The sequence below is a fragment of the Lysinibacillus sp. FSL P4-0201 genome, from assembly GCF_038593425.1.
Lineage (GTDB): Bacteria > Bacillota > Bacilli > Bacillales_A > Planococcaceae > Lysinibacillus > Lysinibacillus capsici.
Genome location: NZ_CP151995.1, coordinates 566482 through 584768, shown reverse-complemented (window position 1 = coordinate 584768; position 18287 = coordinate 566482). Strand labels below are relative to the sequence as shown.

At 37.8% G+C, this 18287-nt stretch carries 15 protein-coding genes, 1 riboswitch and 1 other annotated feature; of the genes, 5 read left to right on the top strand and 10 right to left on the bottom strand.

Annotated features, from left to right (window positions below):
- Window positions 1-6 precede the first annotated feature (6 nt).
- Complete coding sequence (gene bshB2, locus MKY76_RS02855; protein WP_103117403.1) at window positions 7-696, top strand: bacillithiol biosynthesis deacetylase BshB2; 690 nt, start codon at window positions 7-9, stop codon at window positions 694-696.
- Window positions 697-737: 41 nt separating this feature from the next.
- On the opposite strand, the gene MKY76_RS02850 is transcribed toward bshB2, so the two are convergent.
- Complete coding sequence (locus tag MKY76_RS02850; RefSeq protein WP_004225430.1) at window positions 738-1481, bottom strand: TerC family protein; 744 nt, start codon at window positions 1479-1481, stop codon at window positions 738-740.
- Between the two features lie 289 nt (window positions 1482-1770).
- On the opposite strand from MKY76_RS02850, the gene ilvA reads away from it, so the two are divergent.
- On the top strand, window positions 1771-3033 hold the full coding sequence (ilvA, locus tag MKY76_RS02845; RefSeq protein ID WP_048393422.1) for a threonine ammonia-lyase IlvA: 1263 nt from the start codon (window positions 1771-1773) through the stop codon (window positions 3031-3033).
- 519 nt (window positions 3034-3552) lie between these two features.
- Here the strand turns inward: ilvA and MKY76_RS02840 are convergent.
- From MKY76_RS02840 to MKY76_RS02830, 3 genes are all read right to left on the bottom strand, one after another.
- Window positions 3553-4347 (bottom strand): ABC transporter ATP-binding protein, encoded by a 795-nt coding sequence (locus MKY76_RS02840; RefSeq protein ID WP_004225432.1) that lies wholly within the window; start codon window positions 4345-4347, stop codon window positions 3553-3555.
- Window positions 4340-5368, bottom strand: coding sequence for an ABC transporter permease (locus MKY76_RS02835; RefSeq protein WP_009371612.1), 1029 nt, complete (start codon window positions 5366-5368; stop codon window positions 4340-4342). The genes MKY76_RS02840 and MKY76_RS02835 overlap by 8 nt, the downstream gene beginning before the upstream one ends.
- A gap of 84 nt (window positions 5369-5452) precedes the next feature.
- Entirely contained in the window at window positions 5453-6475 is a 1023-nt protein-coding gene (locus MKY76_RS02830) for an ABC transporter substrate-binding protein (protein ID WP_342557397.1), read from the bottom strand.
- A gap of 321 nt (window positions 6476-6796) precedes the next feature.
- Window positions 6797-6841, top strand: a riboswitch (PreQ1 riboswitch).
- Window positions 6842-6847: 6 nt separating this feature from the next.
- Between MKY76_RS02830 and MKY76_RS02825 the strand changes: the two genes are divergently transcribed.
- Window positions 6848-7330: a QueT transporter family protein gene (locus tag MKY76_RS02825; RefSeq protein ID WP_048393417.1), complete on the top strand. Its 483-nt coding sequence runs from the start codon at window positions 6848-6850 to the stop codon at window positions 7328-7330.
- A gap of 68 nt (window positions 7331-7398) precedes the next feature.
- Window positions 7399-7598: a binding site (T-box leader), on the top strand.
- 58 nt (window positions 7599-7656) lie between these two features.
- Window positions 7657-8820 carry a tryptophan synthase subunit beta gene (gene trpB / locus MKY76_RS02820; RefSeq protein WP_048393416.1) on the top strand — a complete coding sequence of 388 codons (1164 nt, stop codon included), beginning with the start codon at window positions 7657-7659 and terminating at the stop codon, window positions 8818-8820.
- Window positions 8821-8863: 43 nt separating this feature from the next.
- Here trpB and MKY76_RS02815 read toward each other — a convergent pair whose 3' ends face one another.
- The 3 genes from MKY76_RS02815 to MKY76_RS02805 all read right to left on the bottom strand — a co-directional run bounded on the left by MKY76_RS02815 (window position 8864) and on the right by MKY76_RS02805 (window position 13648).
- Complete coding sequence (locus tag MKY76_RS02815; RefSeq protein ID WP_066037065.1) at window positions 8864-10483, bottom strand: long-chain fatty acid--CoA ligase; 1620 nt, start codon at window positions 10481-10483, stop codon at window positions 8864-8866.
- A gap of 188 nt (window positions 10484-10671) precedes the next feature.
- Window positions 10672-11625 (bottom strand): L-threonine 3-dehydrogenase, encoded by a 954-nt coding sequence (locus MKY76_RS02810; RefSeq protein WP_342557396.1) that lies wholly within the window; start codon window positions 11623-11625, stop codon window positions 10672-10674.
- Between the two features lie 352 nt (window positions 11626-11977).
- Window positions 11978-13648, bottom strand: a complete 1671-nt coding sequence (locus MKY76_RS02805; RefSeq protein WP_342557395.1) for a methyl-accepting chemotaxis protein — start codon at window positions 13646-13648, stop codon at window positions 11978-11980.
- A 243-nt stretch (window positions 13649-13891) separates the two neighbouring features.
- Between MKY76_RS02805 and MKY76_RS02800 the strand changes: the two genes are divergently transcribed.
- Window positions 13892-15058, top strand: coding sequence for an FtsW/RodA/SpoVE family cell cycle protein (locus MKY76_RS02800; RefSeq protein WP_342557394.1), 1167 nt, complete (start codon window positions 13892-13894; stop codon window positions 15056-15058).
- 56 nt (window positions 15059-15114) lie between these two features.
- Here MKY76_RS02800 and MKY76_RS02795 read toward each other — a convergent pair whose 3' ends face one another.
- The 3 genes from MKY76_RS02795 to MKY76_RS02785 are packed head-to-tail and all read right to left on the bottom strand — an operon-like array spanning window position 15115 to window position 18279.
- Window positions 15115-16095, bottom strand: coding sequence for a BadF/BadG/BcrA/BcrD ATPase family protein (locus MKY76_RS02795; protein WP_048393411.1), 981 nt, complete (start codon window positions 16093-16095; stop codon window positions 15115-15117).
- 12 nt (window positions 16096-16107) lie between these two features.
- Window positions 16108-17109, bottom strand: coding sequence for an asparaginase (locus tag MKY76_RS02790; protein WP_342557393.1), 1002 nt, complete (start codon window positions 17107-17109; stop codon window positions 16108-16110).
- An 18-nt stretch (window positions 17110-17127) separates the two neighbouring features.
- A complete protein-coding gene (locus MKY76_RS02785; RefSeq protein ID WP_054549117.1) occupies window positions 17128-18279 on the bottom strand; it encodes an ROK family transcriptional regulator in 1152 nt (383 codons plus the stop codon).
- Window positions 18280-18287: the final 8 nt, after the last annotated feature.

Here is an 18287-nt window from a genome sequence, read left to right as displayed (position 1 = left end):
GACTATTTGAATTTACAACCACAACGTCATATTTTAATTGTGTACCCTCACCCAGATGATGAGGCTTTCTCAGTTGCGGGGACCATCGCCTACTATACAAAGAAAATGAATACACCTGTTACATATGCCTGTTTAACATTAGGCGAAATGGGACGTAATTTAGGTAATCCACCCTTTGCTACACGCGAGTCTTTACCTGAAATCCGTCGTAAGGAATTGGTTACAGCGGCAGAGGCGATGGGTATTCAAGATTTACGCATGCTTGGTCTACGTGATAAAACAATTGAATTTGAAGATGATGAGAAAATGGTAAAATTAATGGAAGGGCTAATCGAAGAACTAATGCCTTCTTTAATTTTCACATTTTTACCTGGCTTTGCTGTCCACCCAGACCATGAAGCAACAGCACGTGCTGTAATTGAAGCTGTACGTCGTATGCCAAAGGCTGCTCGTCCACAAATATTCGGTTGTGCCTTCGCCAATGATACGATTGAAAAAAATGGTGAACCACATGTGGTCTATGATATTCGGGAAATGCGAATGGACAAATTAAAAGCATTACAAGCCCATGCGTCTCAGACTGGTTGGATGATGCAGGAGACTGAAAAACGTATTGATGACGGCGAACCAATGAGCGAGAGCTGGCTTAATGTTGAAAAGTTCTATATTGTTGACCCAGATAAATATGTAAAATAAATAAAGTACTGTTCTCATTTTTGGAGAACAGTACTTTTTAATTAGGCAGCTCTTACTCTCTTCATCATATGCACAATGATTGTGATGGAAAAAGCAATCACTAAGAAAAGGAAGAATAAATAATGAGGGATGTGGATATTAAAAACACTTACTAACATTTTTAAGCCGATGACACCTATAATTATGAAGGCTGTTGCTTCAAGTTCTGGTATTTTTTCAATGATGATTAAAAATACACCTGCAATCGTCCTCATCATTAATATTCCTAACATCCCTCCAATTAAAAGCACCCAGACCTGATCTGATATCGCAAACGCAGCAAAGATTGAATCAATTGAAAAAGCAATATCCATTAGCTCAACAGAAATGACAGTTGCCCAAAACGTGCCGAAAAGACGCACCATCCATCCTGACCTCTTTACCTCTTTTACACTATCCTCATTCCCTATGTGAAGGAAATGAGCTACACAAAGCCAACCTAAATACAAAGCACCTAATACTTTAATAAACCAAAATTCTACTAGATAAACACCTATGCCAATAAATAAAAATCTAAAAAAATAGGCACCTAGCATACCATACATTAATGCCCGTTTTCGCTGTTTATCTGGTAAATGTTTCACTAGTACCGCTAATACCAGTGCATTATCTGCCGACAGCAAACCTTCTATAATAATTAATGAGGATATTAGTCCCCAGGAGACAGGGTCCATTAGTACTTCTTGCCACATCGCCAAATCAAAAAACTTCCAATATGTTGATAAAATTCCTTGAATGATTTCCACTACATACCCTCCTACTTGTCCTAAGCTAATCTAGTATATGCTTGACCATTTTTGTTATGAGAGTAGTATTTTTTAGAATTGAAACAACAGATTTTCTCCCCTTAAATTGAGCTAATTCTAGGTCTGAGACATTGCTTCTTTATAAAATAATTAGCTATATCAAGATAAAACGCTTACATCATAAAATAGACACGGAAAATTTAGAATTTACTAAAAATTAATCACAAAAAGCAAATAAAGTGTGCTATCATAGATAAATGTTTTAAACGTATAACGGAGGATGAATACTATGGAAGTTGCTGATACTAGAACCGTGCAAGTGGAGAATGTCCTGATTGCACATCATTTTTTAAAAGATGTAGTTGTGCACACACCACTACAAAAAAACGACTATTTATCCGAGAAATACGGAGCTAATATTTATATTAAACGCGAAGATTTACAGCATGTACGCTCATTCAAGCTTCGTGGTGCCTATTATAAAATTAAAAAAATCGAGGATGAAGCGCGCGATGCTGGGGTTGTCTGTGCAAGTGCAGGCAATCATGCACAAGGTGTAGCTTATGCCTGTGCCCAATTAAAAATTCAAGCAAGCATTTTTATGCCACAAACAACACCGAAGCAAAAAATAGACCAAGTACGTATGTTTGGACGTGAATATGTGGAAATTATTTTAGCAGGAGATACATTCGATGATTCTGCTGAAAGCGCGTTGAGCTATTGTGAAGAGCATGGTAAAATCTTCATTCATCCATTTGATGATTTTGATGTCATTGCTGGTCAAGGAACGGTAGCGGTAGAAATTATGAATGATATGGAGGAGCCAATCGACTACGTATTCGGAAGTATTGGCGGTGGTGGCTTAATGTCAGGCGTGTCTGCCTACATTAAAAATCTCTCTCCAGCTAGTAAAATTATTGGTGTGGAGCCTGCTGGTGCTGGTAGTATGAAGGCTGCCTTTGCTGAAGGTGGCGCAGTTGCTCTTGATTGGATTGATAAATTCGTTGATGGTGCTGCAGTAAAATGCGTCGGTCATCATACTTATGATGTTTGCCGTCGCTATTTAGATGATATTGTTCTTGTACCTGAAGGCAAGGTATGTACGACCATTCTAGATCTATATAATAAACATGCGATTATCGCTGAGCCTGCAGGAGCATTATCAGTGGCAGCTCTTGATTTTTATAAAGAAGAAATTAAAGGTAAGTCAGTCGTTGTCATCATCAGTGGTGGGAATAATGACATTGGACGAATGCAGGAGATTAAAGAAAAATCACTTATACACGAAGGCTTACTTTACTACTTCATCGTCAGCTTCCCTCAGCGTGCCGGGGCATTACGTCAATTCCTCACTAGTGTACTTGGACCAAACGATGACATTACTACCTTTGAATATACCAAGAAAAATAATAAAGAAAGTGGCCCTGCACTAGTCGGCATTGAGTTAGGTGATCGTGCTGAATATGAAGGACTACTTGCCCGAATGGATGAATTCGGCTTCAAATACAAAGAAGTAAACAACGATATTCAACTATTTGGCTTACTCGTTTAAAATGAAGAGCCTCACTTCTCTGAAAGTGAGGCTTTTTTATGCGATAAAGTTTATCGATCGTTTAATTTCCCTAAATAAAATTATTCAACTAGTGCATGAGCGTTTTATATGATGTTGAAAAAATAATATCGTCTGCGGAAAGAGACATTCTGCAAGGCGAGGGATTGATATCTGTTCCGCCAGCGTCCAGGTGGCGTCTGATGAGCCGCTAAATCCCCTAAGGGGCAACTCCTCTCCAATCAACCCTTTTGAAACTGTGTCCTTTCATTTTCTATCATACTAACAATGCGGAAAAACGATGTGTGACAACGCCCCTCCATAAAGAGTAGTGAGGACCTTTGCTAAATTAATGTGCTGGATTGGAAGGCTACTAGACTCCCATAAGATAGATCGGCATCCCCCACACGTGAAATTAGGGAACCTGCAACGGTCATTCATTTACACCATTCATAAAAACACTATTGATGAAATTTTTTACACTATGAAAAACACCCATACAAGTGTATGAGCGTTTCGATATTAACCTAATAGAGCACGGTCCGAATTCATTTTTTCCCCACGAATACGTTCAAACTCGGACATTAAATCAGGGATTGTTAATTCATGTTTGCGATCTTCACCAACTTCTAAAATGATCTGGCCTTTATCCATCATAATAAGACGATTCCCTAAATCTAATGCTTGCTGCATATTGTGCGTTACCATTAATGTCGTTAAATTATCTTTTTCCACTAAGTACTTCGTAATACGGGTAATTAACTCTGCACGTGATGGATCAAGTGCAGCCGTATGCTCATCCAGCAATAAAATAGATGGCTTTGTGAAGGTAGCCATTAAGAGCGACAAAGCTTGACGTTCCCCACCTGAAAGTAAACCTACCTTAGCAGAAAGACGATTCTCAAGATTCAAACCAAGCATCTCTAGCGATTCTTTAAAAAATTCACGACGCTTTTTGTCCACACCATTGCGTAGTCCTCTATGCTTATTTCGAGAGTATGCTAATGCTAGATTTTCTTCAATTGTCATCGTAGGTGCAGTTCCTGCCATTGGGTCCTGGAAGACACGCCCAATGTATTGAGAGCGTTTATATTCAGGCAAACTTGTCACATCATTACCATCAATCAATACTGTACCGAAATCGGGTGTTAAAGCACCTGAAATCATATTCATCATCGTTGATTTACCTGCACCATTACTACCTATAATTGTCACAAAATCACCGGGCTTTAAATGTAGGTTTATCTCCGCAAGTGCAATCTTCTCATCAGGTGTTCCTTCATTAAATACCTTATTAATACCATGTAATTTAAGCAAGGCCATTACCTCCCTGCTCTACTTTTTTTACTTGTGAAAGTTCTGCAGCACGTTTAGCTTTACGTTTACGTTCTTTACTCTTATTAATAAATTGCGGTAAGATCAGCGCCAAAATAACGATAATCGCTGTAATTAATTTCATGTCTCCTGAATCAAGGAAATCTACACGTAATGCTAAAGCTAATATAATACGATAAATGATGGCTCCTGCAATAACTGCAAACGTTGTACGGATAATAGTTTTAGTCCCAAAAATAGCTTCACCAATAATAACGGATGCGAGACCGATCACAATCATACCAATCCCCATACTAACATCAGAGAACTTCGAGTATTGTGCGATTAAAGCTCCAGAAAATGCGACAAGCGCATTGGAAAGACCTAGCCCCAAAATGATAAGTGTGTCTGTATTTGCAGAGAAGCTGCGAATCATTCGTTTATTATCACCAGTTGCTCGGATAGCTAGCCCAACCTCTGTCTTTAAGAACCAGTCTGCTATTAACTTAATTAAAATCGTGATGATTAATACAACAATCAGCACACTCCATGTACCTGGTACATGCTGAAAGCCTATGCTTTTTAATAGGTTATTGATAGCATCATCGATCCCTAAATTACTCCAAAAAGATTGAAACTTTGAAAAGATTGTTTCAGAGTTTAGTAGTGGAATATTCGGGCGACCTATCGTATTTTCTGCAGTTAACCCCATGATACGTAGATTAATCGAATATAAAGCAATCATCATTAAAATTCCTGATAATAACGGATTAATCTTTCCTTTCGTGTGAAGAATTCCTGTCATACATCCAGCAATAAATCCAGCAACAATTGCCACTAAAGTCGCTAAGATTGGGTGGTAGCCAAGCAAAACCATTGTTGCTGCAGTTGCCGCCCCTGTTACAAAGCTTCCATCAACCGTTAAATCCGGAAAATCTAACACCCGAAATGTTAAATATACACCAAGTGCCATAATTGCATAGATGATTCCTTGCTCCACTGCGCCAAATAATGCTAAAAACATCGTTGAATCATCTCCTAAATCTCTTTATTATTTATATCACTTGTAAAATGAAGATAAAGCGGGGATAATGCACCCCGCTTCGTTTTACTGTTCTAGAATTTCGGCACCCCAAGAATCTTTAATTTCGATGCCTAAATCATCTGCAACTTTTTTATTGATTAATAATTTCAGATTTTGTGGGTATTGTGCTGGTGTATCGGCAGGTGTCGCTTCACCTTTTAAAATTTTCACAACCATTTGACCTGCTTCATAACCGATATCGAAATATTCAAAACCATAAGCAGCTAAACCACCACGTGCCACAGAATCTAATTCTCCTACGATTAATGGTAATTTATTCGTATTGGCAACATCAATTACCGATTCTAATGCAGAAACAACTGTGTTATCAGTAATAATATAGAAAGCATCTACTTTACCAATTAGAGATTCTGTCGCTTGCTTTACATCCGCTGAAGTGGATGCTGATGCTTCTACCACCGCTAAACCTTGTTCGTCCATAACCTTTTTCACTTCTGAAACTTGAGCAACAGAGTTTTGCTCACCCGCATTGTAGACCATCCCTACTTTTTTCGCACCAAGCTCTTTTAGGAATGCTACAGTTTTAGAAATCGTTTCTGGATGTAAATCGATTGTGCCTGTAATATTTTTCCCTGGCTTCTCCATTGAGTCAATTAGCTGTGCACCAACAGCATCTGTAACAGATGTAAAAATAATTGGAATATCACTTGTTGCTGTTGCAGCGGCTTGTGCAGAAGGTGTAGAGTTTGCAAAAATTAAATCTACGTTTGCACTTACTAGATTGTTAGCAATCGTTGTGTTAAGGCTATTATCTCCCTGTGCAATTTGTGGATCGTAGTCAACTTTTAAGCCAGCATCTTCAATTGCTTTTTTAAAGCCTTCCGTTGCTGCGTTTAACGATGGATGCTCAACAATTTGAGTAATCCCGATTTTATATGTTTTATCGTCTGCATTTCCGCTCTCACTTGCATTGTTTTTTTCATTTCCTTTTGAATCTGCTGTACCTGAGCCACCGCTACCACAAGCAGCAAGAAGCAACACTAATCCAAAAAGAAGGAATGACAACTTCTTTACATTGCTTTTCACAAATAATCCCCCCGATTATATTCTCGAATATCTATCGCACTTTATCCAAACAAAGTGTGAATGTATCGCTATATTATCGTTATTATCGAGCTCCGTCAACAACATTATGAATGTTCTGACTTTTAAAAGTGACAAAATATTTTAGTTTTTCATTTAATTTGGCGCTTTAAACCGCTAAACTACGCTGTTTTAGTTAATCGATTTCTTTTTTCAACATAGTAAAAAATATTTATGACAATTTTGCGACGATAGGACATTATAGACAAAGTCTGACATTTGACTTCTACTAGATATCTATTATAGAATATTTACTTGTGTGAAAGCACCGTGGTTCGTAACCATCCCACGAAAAAAAACTAAGGAGAAATGAATATGAAGATAAAATTTTTAGCAGCAAGTGGTATCATTGCGGCTCTATATATAGCTGTAACCATGCTTGTTGCCCCATTTGGTTTTACAGAGGTACAGTTCCGAGTATCTGAGATGTTTAACCATTTAGTGGCCTTTAATCCACGCTTTGCCGTAGGGATTATTATTGGTGTATTGATCTCTAATCTCTTTTCACCACTTGGCATTTACGATTTAGTTTTTGGTGTAGGTCATTCAATGATTACTCTTGGCCTGTTTATTTTAATCTGTAAATTTGTCAAAAATATTTGGGCACGTTTAATTATTAATACATTGCTCTTTACATGTACTATGTTTATCATTGCCTTTGAGCTGAACTTGGCTTTAGAGTTGCCATTTTTCTGGACTTGGCTAACAGTCGCGGCGGGTGAATTTGTTGTATTAGCTGTAGGTGCACCGATTATGTATGTTTTAAACAAACGCCTTCACTTTAAAAATTTGATTTAACTGACGGATCTTTTTAGATTCGTCTTTTTTCTTGACACTATTCTGAAAATACTCTACAATTCTTTCTAATAAATGCAAGGAAGAAGAGTAGTAGCAAGCATTGTTACTTTTAGAGAGCTGGTGGTTGGTGCAAACCAGTAGTACAGACTTGTGAATGGACTTCAGAGCAGCCTTATCAAATGTAAGGCCGTTTCGCTCCCCGTTACCGGAGCAGGAAAGCGCGCAAAAATTGCGAATGAAGGTGGCACCACGGTTACTCGTCCTTTTTATGAGGGATTGGAGTGGCTTTTTTTTTGGAAAAATTAGCATAGAGGAGTCGAGTTAAGATGAGTACAGTAGTAGAAAAAAAGGGATATTTCGGTGAATTTGGTGGAAGCTTTGTTCCAAAGGAGCTTCAAAATGTTTTAAATAGACTAGATGAGAATTTTCAAAAGTATAAAGAGGATGATGATTTTAAGCAAGAATTAGATTACTATTTCCGTGAATATGTCGGTCGTAAATCCCCTCTTTATTTTGCAGAGAATTTAACAAAGCAATTAGGTGGCGCAAAAATTTATTTAAAACGTGAAGACCTTAACCACACAGGCTCCCATAAAATCAATAATGTATTAGGACAAATTTTACTAGCTAAACGTATGGGAGCAAATCGCGTGATTGCCGAAACAGGGGCAGGTCAACATGGTGTAGCAACAGCTACAGCGTGTGCCATGTTTGGAATGGATTGCACGATTTATATGGGCTTGGAAGATACAAAACGTCAGGCATTGAACGTATTTCGCATGGAACTTCTCGGAGCGAAAGTTGTAGCTGTCGATAAAGGGCAAGGACGCTTAAAGGATGCAGTAGATGAGGCATTCGCTGACTTAGTAGAAAACTATGAAACAACCTTCTATTTATTAGGCTCAGCAGTTGGACCACACCCCTTCCCATCAATGGTTAAACATTTTCAATCAGTGATTAGCCGCGAAAGTCGTGAACAGATTTTAGAAAAGGAAGGAAAGCTGCCGACAGCTGTTCTTGCCTGTGTAGGAGGCGGTAGTAATGCCATTGGGGCATTTGCTGATTATATTGCAGACGAAGATGTTCGTCTTATTGGAATAGAGCCAGACAAAGCTGCTACCTTAAACGAAGGAACACCAGGAGAGCTACACGGCTTCAAATGTTTAGTACTTCAGGACGCAGAAGGCAACCCACTCCCTACCTATTCAATAGCAGCTGGTTTAGATTATCCAGGTGCGGGGCCTGAGCATAGCCATTTGAAAACAATCGGTCGTGCTGAATATGTGACCGTGACAAATGAAGAAGTTTTAGATGCCTTCCAAGTACTTTCTAAGGTTGAAGGTATTATTCCTGCTCTTGAAAGCTCACATGCAGTCGCACATGCTCTAAAATTAGCACCAACTTTATCATCTGAGGAAAGCATTATTATTAATATCTCTGGTCGTGGCGATAAAGACGTTGAACAAGTCTTCCACATGCTAACTAAATAACTCAAAAAAGAGCGACTTCCATTTACGGAAATCGCTCTTTTACCTATACCAATGATTTAGGATAAATTTCTGCTACATTATCTCGCAGCTTCGCTTTCAGGAATTTTCCGACAGATGTCTTTGGAATTTCTTCTAGAAAGACGACTGCATCTGGTACCCACCACTTGGCAAATTGATTTTCTAAAAAAGCAAGAAGCTCTGGTTCAGTTACTGATTGTCCCTCTTTCAATACAACACAAGCTAATGGACGCTCCTGCCATTTAGCATGGGGCATGGCAATGACAGCCGCTTCTAAAACGGCATCATGAGTCATCAGCGCATTTTCCAAATCAACAGAGGAAATCCATTCCCCACCTGATTTAATAAGATCCTTCGTACGGTCCGTAATTTTAATAAAGCCATCTGCTGTTCGTACAGCAATATCACCAGTATATAACCAACCATCTCGATAAGCATCTGCTGTTCGCTCATCACGATAGTATTCGTTGGAAATCCATGGGCCTTTTAAACGTAATTCCCCCATTGTTTCGCCATCCCAAGGTACCTCCCCCGCCTCATTAATAATACTAGATTCGATACCTGCCATTGTCATCCCTTGCATCGCTCGAGCTTCAATACGTTTTTCAATCGGCCAATCTTCCATCCATGACATATAATTAGACAATGCCACGATTGGTGTAGTTTCCGTCATGCCATAGACAACAATATAAGGAATTCCATATTTTTCTTCAAATGTCCGAATGAGTCGAGTTGGTGAAGCCGATCCACCACAGCATATCGCTCTTAAAGAACTAATATCTCGTTCTTTCTTTTCCTGTTCCTGTAAGGCACCTATCCAAATGGTTGGAACACCAGCAGTTAATGTAACCTTTTCTTGTTCGATTAAATCCATTATTAATGCTGAAGTAAATTGCGGACCTGGTAGAACTTGTGTAGCACCCACATTGACACTAGCAAAAGGCAAGCCCCATGCATTTGCATGAAACATGGGTACAATCGGCATCACGACATCTCTTTCCGCAATTCCCATAGAGTCAGACATACTCAGCATGATACTGTGTAGTACTAAACCCCGATGGGAATAGACAACCCCCTTTGGATTCCCTGTTGTGGCGCTTGTATAGCACATACCGGCAGGTGCTTCTTCATCAATATCCTCTGGAAATTGAAATTCTTCATCAGCAGTAGCTAATATGTCCTCATAGGATAAAACATTTTGTAATGTAGTCTTTGGCAAAGCTGGTTCATCCGTCATAATGATATAATGTTTCACTGTCTCAAGTTTTGGCGCAATATTTTCAATGATCGGTAATAAATCTACATCGACCATTAAAATCTCATCTTCTGCATGATTAATAATATAGATCAAATGCTCTTCTGATAAACGAATATTTACCATGTGTAAGATTGCCCCTGAGCAAGGCACAGCAAAATAAGCTTCTAAATGTCGATGCTGATTCCACGCAAAGGAGCCGACTTTTGTTCCTCTTGTCATCCCAAGCTTCGTAAGGGCATCTGCTAAACGACGCGTTCTTTTTGCCCACTGCCCATATGTTAAACGATGTATTTTGTGTGGGCTTGTCCGTGAAATAATTGATTTTCTTGCAAAATAGCTCTCTGCTCGTTTAAAAAAACTAGTTAAAACTAATGGTGCTTGCATCATAAAACCCATCATCCCTTCATTTGTGAATTTCCCCTTGTGAAATTATCATAGCATCAATTTAACTGAATACTATTAATATTCCGAATATTATTATATTTTAATTTCATAATTTAATCTATATATTCCAATAATTTTCTTTTATATATAAAAAAACGGATGAAGTCTAGTCTTCACCCGTTGCCTATCTATTATGAAATTGCTTTTTTATGCAGTTTAATTTTCAATTTTTCTAACATATCTACCGTCATTTTAGCTAAATCATATTCTGCTTTGAAGCCCCACTCTTTTTGAGCCGCTTCAATATTTAAAGAGTTTGGCCAGCTATCTGCAATGGCTTGACGAACAGGATCTACCTGATAGCTCATTGTGAAATTTGGTAAGTGTTTCTTGATTTCAGCCGCGATTTGCGAAGGTTCGAAGCTCATGGCTGTAATATTAAAAGCATTGCGATGAATAAGCTTACTACCGTCTGCTTCCATTAAATCTACAATAGCTTGTAAGGCATCTGGCATGTACATCATATCCATAAATGTACCTTCCTGAATATACGATGTATATTTGCCTTGTTCGATGGCTTCATAGAAAATTTCTACAGCATAATCTGTTGTACCACCACCTGGAGGTGTTACATAAGAAATTAGCCCCGGGAAGCGTACTCCGCGTGTATCAACACCAAAACGATTAAAGTAATAATCGCATAATAACTCACCCGCTACCTTATTTACCCCATACATAGTTGTTGGTCTTTGCAAAGTATCCTGTGGTGTATCTTCCTTAGGTGTAGACGGACCAAACGCACCAATTGAGCTTGGCGTGAAAAATTGCATATTTAACTCACGTGAAACTTCTAACGCATTCATTAATCCACCCATATTTAAATTCCAAGCTAACAATGGATTTCTCTCTGCTGTAGCTGATAATAATGCTGCTAAATGCATCATCGTATCTGCACCGAAGTCCTTTGCTAAATCATGCATTCTTTGTCCATCTGTCACGTCCAATATTTCAAATGGGCCCTTAGTATGTTCAAGCTTTCTAATGTCTGTAGCAAGTATATTGTCCTCTCCATAAATACCACGAAGTTTTTCTACTAGCTCAGAACCAATTTGACCAAGTGCTCCAGTAACAATAATCTTTTTCATTTCCCAAAACCTCCACATGTGAACAATTGTACTTTCTGAAAGTACAAAAATACATTAATAAACATTGATTTAATAACACTTTCAATGAAATTCATTATAATGTGTTCGTTTTGAAAATACAACAATTATATTAATAATATTCCTTACAAAGAACATACAATCCCTTATTCACAGTATATGAGAACAAGAAAAATATTGTGCTACAAAAATATACAAAACACATTTGTACATCTCAAAAACACAAATCATTTACACTTTCATAAGCTAGTTTTGTAACCATGCAAAAAAAAGAATCTTCTTTGCTATTTTTTGCAAAGAAGACCCTTTTTGAATATTATTCTTTAATATTAAATTATATCGAAAAACGTTTGACAGCTATTTGCAAAACTTTTGATACTTTGCGCAATTCCTTAATATAATTATGGAACTGTTGCTGAGCTTTTAATTGATCAGCTGTTAACGTAGCAACATGCTTAGTAGACACGGCATTCGTATCGGATAAGGCTGTCAGCATACCCGCATCCTCACTTACCTTCTGCGTGTGATTGGCAATCTCTTGAACCGTAGCAGATACTTCCATAATATATGGCTTAATAGTATGTACTTTTTCTAAAATTTGATCAAAACTTGACGCAGTTTGTCCTGTAACAGCTACACCTTTTTCAGTCGCTACTAAAACCCCTTCCATCATTTGTACCGCATAACTCGAATCTAGATGGATGTTTTGTACAATGGATGTAATCGTTTGTGTCGATTGAACAGTTTGCTCTGCAAGCTTACGAACCTCATTAGCCACTACTGCAAAGCCTTTACCATGCTCTCCTGCTCTAGCGGCTTCAATGGAAGCGTTTAAAGCCAGTAAATTAGTTTGCGCTGTTATTCTTTCTATTACTTCAATCATTTGATCAATCGATGCAGCCCGCTCTACTAAATTAAAGATAGCTGTATTAGATTTTTCAACCGCCTGCTTAATAGCTTGCATTTGTGTTAAATTAGCCTGTACAATTTCAGTTCCACTTTCTGCATCTCTGGCCGTTTTTTGTGCAAAACTTTCTACAACCTGAACCTTTTCTAAAATAACCTGTACATCATTTAAAACCTCCTCTAAGGAAGCAGTATTCGAAGCTAGTTTACTAGAAGAAGCAGAAATTGACTCTGAAATAGATTGTACATCCTTCGCTATTTTTAATGTCGTTGTTGATGATTGCTCAGAGGATTTCTGCAATTTGCCTGTCATTTCTTCTACTTCATAAGCACTGTCTGTGACAGTATGTAGTAGTCGTTTCACCTCTGTTACCATTTGATTGTATGACAGAACTACTTCACCAAGCTCATCATGAGCTACATAACTTGCATTGGCAGTGAAATCACCTTGTTCTGCTCGTTTTAATAATGACTTTAGTTGACGGGTTGGCACATTGACTGCCTTCGTTGCAATAAAGCCGATAAGGATAACAAGCAAGACAACCGCTAAGCATACGCCACCTAGTAACCAGTAGCCAAATTGTACATCTTTTTGATAAGCCTGCTGTTGGTCTTTTGCTCGTTGAACCAAATAATTTTGCGTGTCTTCTAATAATGCATGACTCTCCTGACTAATTGGTAAAAATGTTTGCACATAAAACTGATCTAGCTCACCATGGTTCAATTGCTTAAAGTTCTCAATGGCTTCTTCCTGCTTCTTAAGCAATGACTTATACTTCTTAATTTGATGACTCATCTTCTTGTCAATTTCTTGGCTATCTAGATGATCTAAAGGCTGCGCCATGTTTTGTAAAATGGCTGTCATTTCTTTATCGTCACCCTTCGAATCTACTATAAAATCTAATCGACGCTGTGATTCTTCTAGCTCATTTAGCCATCCAATTGGGACAAGTCCCTGTGTGTAACTCTCACTTGCATGCCACGACATTTTCCTTAAATAATCTACACTGAATACACCTAGCAATACATTCGATAATACACAAACAATCATGAGTACAAGTAACTTGTCCTTCACCTTAATGAAACGGAAAAAATGCATGATCCTTGGCTCCTCCTCCAACTCTTACCAATAATGATAGTATAGAGATATAAAGCCAGTGTTATATTTTTGTAAATTTTAATCGAAATATTAAGAATTTATACCCATCATTTAGTTTTATTTAGGTAATTTAACTCGCTAAATTAGCCAGATTATCGCTACTTATTCATACTATTTTTAGAAAAACATTCGCAACCTTCCATACATTGTAAGCGTTCATACTAGAGAATGGAGGTGTTACATTTGACGCAATTCAAGAAGTTAGATTGGAGTTTAGTAATAAGTCTTCTTTTACTCGGCGCTATTAGTTGCCTTTTTGTCCATTCTAGTAGTGTAAATTTTGAACAGTATGCAAGCTCCTTTATTATCAAACAGTTTTTATTTTATGTCATCGGATTAACCATCATGCTTGGAATATCCTTGCTTGATATTGAACAGTTGAAGAAGATTGGATGGCCATTTTACTTCCTAATAGTTGCTTTAACGGCTGGTCTTATTGTTGCTCCTGAAAGCATTGCTCGAACGATCAATCAGGCAAAATCATGGTATCAAATCCCGTTTTTAGGTTCTCTCCAACCCTCGGAATTTTTAAAGTTTGCTTTTTTAATAGTTGTGAGTAAGGTCATTATTGCTCATCAAGAGAAAAATGTCCGCCCCTCCTATCTAGCAGATTTTTGGTTACTTATAAAAATCGGGCTAATTGTCCTTCCTCCTACGCTACTTGTTTATAGACAACCCGATACAGGTATGGTCATGTTGTATATGGCAATGATTTTACCGATGATTTTCTTTTCAGGTATTCATAGAAAGCTTCTTGTCGTATTTACGACTGTTCCTCTAGTTATCATCAGTACGCTGGTAGTGCTCTATGTCAGATTTAATGAATTTTTTACAGAGAAGGTTTTAGGTGCTCTATCAGGACATCAGATTTCTAGAATTTATGGATGGCTTCAGCCTTATGAATATACAGATTCTTCTTTTCAAGTACGCCAAGGCTTTATGGCTATCGGGTCAGGAGAATTTGTGGGCAAGGGCTATCTACATAACAATGTCTATGTACCAGAAAAACATACCGATTTTATATTCTCTGCTATTGCAGAAGAGCTAGGTTTTATTGGAGGAGCATTTGTAATCGCGCTACTTTTTTTTGTTATCTATCGTATTGTCGTTATTACGGTAGTAGCGCGAGATCCCTTTATGACTTTAATGGGGGCAGGTATTTCAAGCTTACTAGCCTTTCAAATTACTCAAAATATCGGCATGACCATTGGGCTTTTACCTGTCACAGGTGTCACCCTACCCTTTTTAAGCTATGGTGGAAGTTCGTTATTATCCAATTTTATGCTTATCGGAATCGTCTTGATCATTCATAATTCATATAAGGGGTATATGTTTAAAGTAGGAGACTGACAAAATGCAAGTAGAGACATGTATATGCTATTCTCTACTTGCTAAGTTAAGGGGGATTAATTCGTTAAAAACTTCTTCATACTTGCATTATATTGATCGATAAATAGCTTTGCCTCATTATATGGTAATCTTAAAGCAGCTAAAGCGGCACCACCTACCGGTAAGCTATAAGCACCCACGAAGTCATACTGATTACTATTCTTTTTATCAATAGCGATTAATTTTTTAGTAAATAGCTCCAATTCATTAAAAACGCCACCAGCTAGCACTACTTTGACTTGCTTATGTGCAAACGGGTTTTTTTTGTAACAAGCGTCTATACTTTGATAAAAAACATGGCACACTTGATCAATAATTGTATTGGCTTCTCCATCACCACGTTTAGCGCATTCAATTGCAACCTTACTTAAAGGTGATATGGTATCCCGCGGATGTCCTTCGCCATATACCACTTCAATTATCTGCGGAACGGATTGTAATCGAAAATATTCTAATACCGCTGCTGTTAGAAGCGTTTCAGGACCTCTTTTGTCGAATGCTTTAAATACCGCTTTTAATGTGCGAATGCCAATATCATAGCCACTGCCCTCATCATCAAAAATATAACCCCATCCTGCTGTACGCTCAATTCTTCCAGATGCATCTATACTGAGTGTAATCGCACCCGTACCAGAAATTTGTACAATGCCTGGCTGCCCCAAGGTTCCCGCATACAGCGCGTTCATTCCATCATTCGATAGTGATAGTTGACAGTCTTTCGGTAAAAGCGAGGTTAATAATGCATAGGTAATTTTCTCATTATTATTTTCTGTTACACCAGACAGGCCAGCATGGCACTTTGTAATGTGTTGAAATTCGTGAGGCTGTTGTCTTTTTAAATTATTTATTAATTCTGTTATCGTCTCTGTAAAATGCTCGAAGCTCATGGATGTGGGATTACTTTTGCCTGTTTCTGCTAGCGCCATAATTTGCCCATGACATGTTGAGATTGTTGCAATCGTTTTCGTTCCACCGCCATCTATTGCCAAAACATGCAAGTGCCTTCACCTCTATACAATTTTAATTGTAGATACAATTTCTCCTACCTCTACCCCTGCATCATTACGCACAAATGCAGGAGACAATGCTTTAATACGCTCAATTGTTTCTTGATTTGTATACTGCATTTGTTCCAATACAGAAGCAATTACATTGGGCCACGGACTTTCGGAGCCATTCATAATTTTCAAGGCAAAACTTACTCCTTCATTTCTTAGAGCAAAACAGTATACACCCTGTGCTCCGCCCTTCGCCACAATATTAGGGTCCTTTAATAATGCTGTACAAATAAAGTTTTGCGCTGCAATGATATGACTCTCTTGATTCATTACTGCTGTAAGTTTTATTACTGCTTCACGAATTAGTTCATCATCAATCAATTCTGGTCGTGCTAACTTTAAATAGGCAATGGCCATGTTTTTTAGCGGAATCGCAAAGACAGGCGCACCACAGCCATCAATCCCTGTACGAATTCTCTCTATTTCATATTCACCTAAATAAGCAATATATTTTTTTATCATCTGTTGCAGTGGATGTTCTGGATGACAATATTGCTTGACAGCATAACCATTTGCTAAACATGCAGTTAAAAATCCTAAATGCTTGCCCGCGCAATTATGAAAGAGTTTCCTCTTTTCAAATCCCTGTTGAATATACTGTGTTTTAGGTTCCTCATTTAATGGATAGGATGCTGCACAAATTAAATCATTTTCATTAATAGGGAGTTTTTCCAGCAAAGAGACTAATGCCTCTTGATGATAAATTTCGCCTCTTTGCGAAGCCAGAAATAATGCACTTTCATTTGAAGTAATCCCGTATTTTTCTATAAAATCAGTCATAAAAATGGGAATGGCTTGAAATGGTTTTGCTGCAGAACGAAAATACACAGGCTCATAGTCTTGACCTACAGAGACGAATTCTTCCTTCGTTAGATTCACAGCACTCATTTGTCCATAATGCACATTTTCCATTAATCCTGACCGATACTCCTTTAAAAATTCTGAGTAAGCCACGAATCAACCAACCTTTCTTTAAACAGACAGCAACTGCTTTTGTGCTTGTAATGCCGCTCCTTTAACTACCCCTTCTTTTAATTGATTGGAAAACTGCAAATCAAAGTAGGGTTGTAATTCCTTCCATATATACTGTTTACACTTTTCACTAAGTAGTTTTTGAAATGTCACATTGTGCTCAATAATTTCTCCACTGACGATGACAGCCTCTGGTTCGTATAAACAAACTAGATTATTGATGGCTATAGCTAGAAAAGTAGCTACATCTTGTTGAATATCGATTGCCCATTGCTCACCTTGATCAACACACTGCAAAATCTCTTCTATTGATTGAATATTAAGATTTTTAGGTGTTCTTTTTAACAGCGTAACTTCAGAAACATACATCGATAAGCATCCTCTTTTACCACAGTGACACATTTCACCAAAGGGATTAATCGTTATATGACTTATTTCTCCAGCTTTATTTTGAATGCCACGATACACTTCTCCATTTAATAATATGGATGCTCCTATTCCCGTTCCAATTCCCACTAAAATACAATTTGAATACTGTGGGGTATAGATATCACCAATTTCAGCAATGATTTGCATTTTTAATTCATTATCTACGATGACTTCACAACCAAAAACACCATTTAAATCTTCTCTTATATGGCAGTTTTCCCACTTCAATTGCTCAGAGGAAACGATAATTCCTTCCTCGTTATTGATTACTCCTGGAATTCCTATCCCAATGCCTAGTAATTTATCCTGAGCAATCTGATATTCTGTCATGATATTTTCTATAGATCGTTTAAGTAGATATATAGCTTCTTCGTATTGATGCTTGATGCTACATTTGACTTCCTGAAAGGCAATAAGCTTCCCTAAGAAATCTAATATACCTATTCGAATAGTAAAACAGTCAATTTCTATACCAATCGTATATAAAGCATCTTCGCGCATATGAATTAACGTAGGACGTCTACCAATGGCTGTTTCTTCCGATACCCCTTCAAGAATAAAGCCTTCAGCTTCTAGTTCTTGCACAATACGCGTAATGGTTGTAGGGCTCATTTTTGTATATTTTGATAATTGAATTCTTGAAATTGGCGCCATCTGCCTTATTGCGTCAAGCACAATATATTTATTTTGTCTTCGCATTTGTACTTGATCTTGCTTTTTCAAATTAGATT

What these genes read in the sequence shown, in the direction of transcription:
- MKY76_RS02825 (WP_048393417.1), top strand. Translation starts at nt 6,848, where the DNA reads ATGAAGATAAAATTTTTAGCAGCAAGTGGTATCATTGCGGCTCTATAT.
- MKY76_RS02815 (WP_066037065.1), bottom strand. Translation starts at nt 10,483, where the DNA reads ATGATGCAAGCACCATTAGTTTTAACTAGTTTTTTTAAACGAGCAGAG.
- MKY76_RS02810 (WP_342557396.1), bottom strand. Translation starts at nt 11,625, where the DNA reads ATGAAAAAGATTATTGTTACTGGAGCACTTGGTCAAATTGGTTCTGAG.
- MKY76_RS02805 (WP_342557395.1), bottom strand. Translation starts at nt 13,648, where the DNA reads ATGCATTTTTTCCGTTTCATTAAGGTGAAGGACAAGTTACTTGTACTC.
- MKY76_RS02835 (WP_009371612.1), bottom strand. Translation starts at nt 5,368, where the DNA reads ATGTTTTTAGCATTATTTGGCGCAGTGGAGCAAGGAATCATCTATGCA.
- trpB (WP_048393416.1), top strand. Translation starts at nt 7,657, where the DNA reads ATGAGTACAGTAGTAGAAAAAAAGGGATATTTCGGTGAATTTGGTGGA.
- ilvA (WP_048393422.1), top strand. Translation starts at nt 1,771, where the DNA reads ATGGAAGTTGCTGATACTAGAACCGTGCAAGTGGAGAATGTCCTGATT.